General features: G+C 64.1%; 5 protein-coding genes. 1 reads left to right on the top strand and 4 read right to left on the bottom strand.

Going from position 1 to position 6,287, the window contains the following annotated elements; genetic code table 11:
* The 3 genes from WAN71_RS15490 to WAN71_RS15480 all read right to left on the bottom strand — a co-directional run.
* Positions 1 to 1,564 (bottom strand): YhgE/Pip family protein (locus WAN71_RS15490; RefSeq protein WP_422226176.1); only part of this gene is annotated, 1,564 nt, incomplete at its 3' end.
* 2 nt (positions 1,565 to 1,566) lie between these two features.
* The gene (locus WAN71_RS15485) at positions 1,567 to 2,277 is read right to left on the bottom strand and encodes a hypothetical protein (RefSeq protein ID WP_422226175.1); all 711 of its coding nucleotides are present in this window, start codon (positions 2,275 to 2,277) and stop codon (positions 1,567 to 1,569) included.
* A 608-nt stretch (positions 2,278 to 2,885) separates the two neighbouring features.
* Positions 2,886 to 3,260 carry a hypothetical protein gene (locus tag WAN71_RS15480; protein ID WP_422226174.1) on the bottom strand — a complete coding sequence of 125 codons (375 nt, stop codon included), beginning with the start codon at positions 3,258 to 3,260 and terminating at the stop codon, positions 2,886 to 2,888.
* Between the two features lie 274 nt (positions 3,261 to 3,534).
* Here WAN71_RS15480 and WAN71_RS15475 point away from each other — a divergent pair, with 274 nt between their 5' ends.
* A complete protein-coding gene (locus WAN71_RS15475; protein ID WP_422226173.1) occupies positions 3,535 to 4,752 on the top strand; it encodes a GNAT family N-acetyltransferase in 1,218 nt (405 codons plus the stop codon).
* Between the two features lie 13 nt (positions 4,753 to 4,765).
* Here WAN71_RS15475 and WAN71_RS15470 read toward each other — a convergent pair.
* Positions 4,766 to 6,287, bottom strand: a 1,522-nt coding sequence (locus WAN71_RS15470; RefSeq protein WP_422226172.1) for a SulP family inorganic anion transporter, incomplete at its 5' end; no start/stop codon positions are given.

The raw sequence follows: 6,287 nt of genomic DNA, 5'->3' as shown, positions 1-6,287 counted from the left end.
TCCCGAGGGCGAATCGCACTACGCCGTAGAGGATTATCGCCTGCATTATCCCGATCACTGCTGCGGGGAGGTAGCTGGAAAGCGCCACGCGGATCGCGATCACTTCGGCGGCGATGGCGCGGGTTTGCAAGGGCCGCAGCACCATCCACAGCACCAGCGCACCGAAGAACAAGGCGAGGGTAAGGAAGAACGGCGCCATGCCGGTACCGAAGTTGGGCGCGGCGTTCTCATGTGTGGCTTCCAGCTGAACCGGGCCACCGATAGTGTCGGCGATCGCCTCTTTCTGCCGGGTCGTCCAGTTGGGCGCCTGCTTGGCGCCGTCAGCGAGTTTGGTCGCCAGCTCGGCCGATCCCGCCTTGAGTTGCCCGGTACCCGATGTCAGCTGTTGCGCCCCGTCGTCGAGTTTCGCGATGCCGCTTGCCAACTGAGCGTTTCCGGAAGCGACCTGCTGGGCGCCGTTACGTAGTTGGGTGAGCTTGTCCGTCAGCTCCTGTCCCTTGCTGCCGACTTGGTCGAGGGCGGATTTCAGTGGACTACCGGGTGCGCCCAGCGTCGAGGACATCGCGATCGCGGCGTTCTGCGCATCGGTGACCTGCTGACGGATCTGCGGTGTGAACTGGTGTTGTCGGAGCTGGTCTTGTATCCCGTGCAAAGCCGCGGCGGCATTGCTTGCCACTGGATCTTGGCTTGCGGAGAGTTGACCTATCACCGACGAGAGTGTGTTGGCAGCGGCGTCTTGTGCTAGTGCGATGGCATTGATCTGGTCGGCGGCCTGCTGCATCGCGGCTGCACCCTGGCGCAGCTGGTCGGTGTTGCCGCCGACCGTCGAGAGCGCCTTGCTCACCGCGAGCAGTGGCTCGGTGGCTTCGTTAATGCCGTCGGAAAGCTGCTTGGCGCCGGTGGCAAGTTGCGCCGAGCCGGAGCGGGCGGTGTGCAGACCGGCTGAAAGCTGGCCGGCGCCGTCATCGACCCGCGCCGCGCCGTCGGCGAGTTGCTTCGCCCCGTCAGCGGCCTGCTTGATCCCTGCCCCGGACGAGAGGACTACGGACAGCACCTGATTGACCGCCTGCCCGGAGATCCGGCTCGATACCGCGTTAAGTACCTGGTCGATGGCTGTGCGGCCGATGCTTGACGAGATGTAGTTGTTGGCATCGTTGTACACGGCGATGAGGTTGGCTTGTCTCGGTTGCCCGGTCACAGGTGATGCGATCGCCGCGCTGAAGTCGGGCGGCAGCTCGAGCATGAAGTAGTACTTGCCGTGTTCGACTCCATCGCGGGCCTCTTCGGGCCTGACGACGTGCCAGTCCAGGCTGCGGTCGGCCGTCAGGCTTTTGGCTATCTCGGAGCCGGCGTTGATTTGCTGCCCGGAGACGACGGCGCCGCGGTCGGAATTGACCAGCGCCACGGGCATCTTGTTCACATGGCCGAAGGGATCCCAGTACGCCCAGAGGTACAGCGCGCCGTAGACGAGCGGGAGCAGCATCAAGACCACGATCGCTGCGCGGGTCATGCGACTGCGGCCGAAACGCTTTATTTCCGAACCAAATGCGAGCCCGGCAAGCATCGTTAGCCCCTTCCCGTCAGGGTGCGGTGATCATGTAGGTCATGGGCGGGGGCGTCGGTGCCGAGCGGGTTGGTCACTCCCACGACGACGGTGCGCTGCGTCGCGATCGCGCCGAGCCGCTCGACCGCGAGCGCCCGCCGTGAGTTGTCCCGCACCTGCTCGAGGTCGCCGACCACCAGGATCGGACGGTCGGAAAACAGCGCCAGAGTGATTCGAAGCAAGAACAGTTCCAGGTCGGACAGCTCCACGATGTAGGTCTCGACCGACGGCGGGGCCATCTCGCCGAAGACTTCGGCCAGTTCGGCCTGACCGGACTGGACCGGCACCCGCGCGTACCACGGCGCCAGCCACCCGCGCTGCTCGGCGAGCACGGTCTGCACTGTCACTGACTCCTCCAGGTCATCGATGTCATCGAATGCCGCGATCGAGCAGTGCCGGCGGATGGCACGCGGTTCCGAATCACCGAGCACAGTCACCGTGCCGTGGGTGGCCTTCAGCCGTCCGGCAAGTGTCAACAGCAGAGCTGTCTGCCCTGGTCCTCCGGGCATTTGGATGGCGTGGAATCCCGGGGTGAGTGCGAGATCGATGCCCGAGAAAAGCGGCCCGTGCTCGCCGTCCACCCCCAGCCCGGTGGCGGTGATCAGCGTCGGCTCCGACTCGGTGTCCGTCGGCGTCGGCGGCGCGGCAGCATCCTGCTCGTCCTGTGCGTCCATTGGGTTTGCTCTTTTCGCAGATGGTGGACGTTAGGTCCATTCGATCAAAACGCGCAACGGTGAGGTCGCCGCGGGGCACGCTGGCGCTCAACTGGCAGCGGGCTGTCTCAGTGGCGCGCGGGCAACATTGTCGGGTGCGCTACATGGCCAAGCGTGGGCCTAAACGCCAGATCCTGTCAGGGGCCCAACGCTGGCCGTTTGGATAACCGCCGCTGGCTGATCGGCACGCGCGCTCCGGTTTCGCGGGCTAAGAGTGTTCGCGCGGCAGCGTCCCAGGGTTTGTTGGACGCCATGACGCAGGCATGAAGGGCGCCCTCGACATCCAGATGCGTTGGGCGCGGGGTATGAGATTGGCGGCCATCGACGGACTGTACGACGGCACTCGGGTGCTACACGATCCGCTTGTTGTCACCGGGACCTAGCAGCGGGGTGGATCAGCAAGGCGGTCAGTGTCGGTGTCTGCGACCGGACCCGCGCCCACCCGTCCAGCGCTGCAACACGACGGTTAAACACCGAACCACCGCAGGCGAGGTTCCCGCGCGACCACGCGGTGAATGTGCTCAGTCGCCGCCGGCCGGTGAAGGTTTAGTTGGTGACGCGCGAACCCGTCACGGGTTTGGGGGCGGCGGAGCCTGCTGCCAGCCATTGTCGTCCGAATAAGTCCAGCCGCAGGGCGTGTACGCCCAATGCATATAACCCGTATCGTTCTCTCCCCAGCACTTCGGCCCCTTCGGGTCAGGTCCCGGCGCGGCGGGGTCAGCAAGGGCAACTGCGCCGCTGGACAACAATGCAGCCCCGAGGGCGGCCGCGGCAATCACCAGTTTTTTCTTCATGGAGACATTTTTTTTCTTTTCCGCGTTGTTCGCAAATCGGAGGGGCCGTCCTTGGGCCGGTTCCTGGGTGCGAGTGACGTATCGCCCGGGCACAAATCGCCCGCAGAAGAAGATCACAGCGGACGCGCTCACATGCAGCTTGCCGCCCACTCGGTTAGCTACGCAGGTCGATGCCAAGCTCTGCACAGGTCAGGACTAGTGCGGGAACGAAGTACGATGTTCGTGGGTTTGCGCAGGCCGTCGGAGCAATTGGGCGGTGCGGGCGTCGGATGAAGTTTCTGTTAACTAGTTCATAAGGTCATCGCCCGGATCCTGTTTGGGTGAGAAATGCCCTGCCGGGGAACTCGGTATCGACGGTTTTGCGATCGGCGAACGTCACGGGGATCCACAGGGGTCAGGCCGCGTCCCGAGACATGATGGTCGCATGACCACCGAGATTCGCGTTCTCGACGGCGAGGACGACCTCATCGCTGCGGCCAACCTGTTTCGCACCGCCATGGTCGGATTTCCACCACTGCCCAAACTGGCCCCCGGCCAGATCACCAAGCTGCTCGAGCCCGGCCGCACCGTCGGAGCGTTCGTCGCCGGGCAACTCGTTGGCACCGCTGACGCTGTCACTAGCGGGCTGACCCTGCCCGGTGGCGCGGTGGTGGGCCACGCCGCCGTGACACATATCGGGGTGCTGCCGTCGTTCACCCGAAAAGGTATCGCTACCGAGCTGGTACGCCATCAGTTGCGCGATATCGACACACGGGGTGAGGTGGTAGCGACGTTGCGGGCTTCGGAGGCTACGATCTATGAGCGGTACGGCTACGGCGTCGCGAGTTCATCGCAAAGCGTAGCGGTTCAGACAGCACGCGGCGCGCTACGGCCCGACGTCGGAACCGGTGGTCCGGTGCGCTTGATCGACGCCGCGCAAGCATGGGATGTCCTGCCCCGGATCTATACCGAGAATCGTTCGTGCCGGCCGGGAACCATCGACCGTCCCCAAGTTTGGTGGGAGGGCCTGCGGCTGCGCACCGAATCCGCCTCGGGGGCTTGGTATGTCGCGGTGCATGGCGAGCCGGGATCAGAATCGGGTTTCGTCCGGTACCGTCCTATCGACACCCAGACGTGGTTCGTGAGCGATCAGCGCACCATCGTTGTCGAGGATTTCTTTGCGCCCACTGAGGAGGCTTATCTTGGGCTGCTGCGTTTTCTGCTTGGGCTCGATCTTATTGACCGCGTGATGTTCTGGATGTTGCCGGTCGACGATCCGCTGCCCTGGCTGCTTGTCGATCGACGGGCCGCGCGGGTTACCGCGATGCATGACGAAACGTGGCTCCGCATCGTCGATGCGCCGAAGGCCTTGTCGGCACGCCGATATGAGGGCGACGGCGCCGTCACCATCGCAGTCAATGACCCGCTCCTGCCGAACAATTCAGCCGTCGTCACTATCACGGGCGACGGTGCCCAACCGACGGACCGGCTCCCCGAATTGCACGTCGGTATCGAGGGGCTGGCCTGCGTTCTGCTCGGTGGTGCGACCTGGCACAGTCTCGCTGCCGCGCGGCTGGCCCGCGCTGACAACCCGTCGGCGATTGTCGTAGCCGATCGACTGTTCGCGGTGCCTGAAGCGCCGTATGCCGGGTTCTTCTTCTAAGACTCAGCGCGGCTTAAACCAGATAGTAGTAGGGCTCGCGATCTCCGTTGCTGGCGACGGCAGCCGCGGGAACCGGCGCGCGGGATTCGTCGAGACCGCGTAGGGCATGGGCGTAGCGGACAGCCTTCAGCGTCGCCGAGAATTCCTCGTCCTCTTCGGGGAAGATGCGCTCGGATGGGAACCATCCCTCGAAGCCGACATTCTTCAGTAGGGTCCACAGGTCGGGTTGCACGCCCGCGAGTAGGGCGGTCACGCCGCGGTCATGTTGCTCCCGTAGGAATTTCTCGATCCGCTCGATGACAACGGCATCCGGGTGGCGCACCCGCTTTAGCCGCAGCACGAGGAACTTGATGTCGTCTCGTCTGATCCGCTCGCCCAGCGCTTCCAAATACCGTTCGAGTTCGGGTGCGGCACCGAAGAATAGTTCGCCTTCGAAGTCGTAGATGATTGTCGACGGATTGCCCGGATCACCGGGCACCCTCTCGCGCACCACCCGTTCGGGGGTTACGACCAACTCCTTGGCCTTCAGCTTCGCCGCGCGCGGCACGAACAAGAGAATCGACAAGGCGACGCCCAGCAAGACCGCTGTATCCAGGTCGATCAGCACCCCGGTGAGCGCGGTGATGATTACCAGCCCCGCGTCGTAGCGGGAAGCTCTCAGCGTGTAGCGCACCCGCTTGTAGTCGATGAGGCGCGCGGCCGTGATGAGCAGAAGACCGGCCAGTGCCGCGCGCGGCATGTAATGCAGCAGCGGCGCGAAGAGTAGCACTGCCACGGCAACGGTTATTGAGGCAACGACTCCGGAGAACCGTGAAACCGCACCGGCCTGGAAGTTGATCGGCGAGCGCGACACCGAGCCCGAACCCGGCACGGCCTGGAAGAACCCTCCGGTGAGATTGGCCAGGCCCTCCGCGAGGATCTGCCGGTTGTAGTCGAGCTTCTGACCACTCTGATAGGCGATGGCCTTAGCGATCGACAGCGCCTCGAGCAGGCCGATGAATGCGATGGCCAGCGCGCCTTCCGACAGCTGGCCCACCTCCCCAAGTTGCACGGCCGGGATGTGTGGGGTGGGCAGACCCTGCGGAATTCTCGCGGTGAGGGCCACCGCGGTGTTGCCGCTGTGATCTTCGGTCGACCACCCGGCTAGGTAGGAGATCAGAGCCGCGATTACCAGTACCGCCAGCAAGTCGAGTTGTGGCAGCCCATAGCGTTTCACCAGTCGACGCAGGAGGACCGCCAACACCACGGTCGCAATGCTGAGGATCAATGCGCGGTAGTTTAACGCATCACCGTGGAACAGCGTGAGGTAGGTGCGTTTCAGCACCGGCATCCGCCCAGTGCCCTGATCCTTCACCCCCAGTGCATTGCCGAGCTGACCCACCGCGATCAGCAGTGCCGCGGCCAACAGGAAGCCGAGGATCACCGATTCGGAAATGTATCGGGTCAGATCACCGAGCTTGAACACGGCAATGAGGATCTGGAACGTGCCAACGAGAACGCCGAGCAGGAACAGCGCCTCGAACAGAACCGTCCGG

The sequence above is a fragment of the Mycobacterium sp. genome (assembly GCF_049280035.1).
GTDB lineage: Bacteria > Actinomycetota > Actinomycetes > Mycobacteriales > Mycobacteriaceae > Mycobacterium.
Note: the sequence above shows the minus strand (reverse complement) of the source record. Positions and strands in the feature narration are given on the sequence as shown.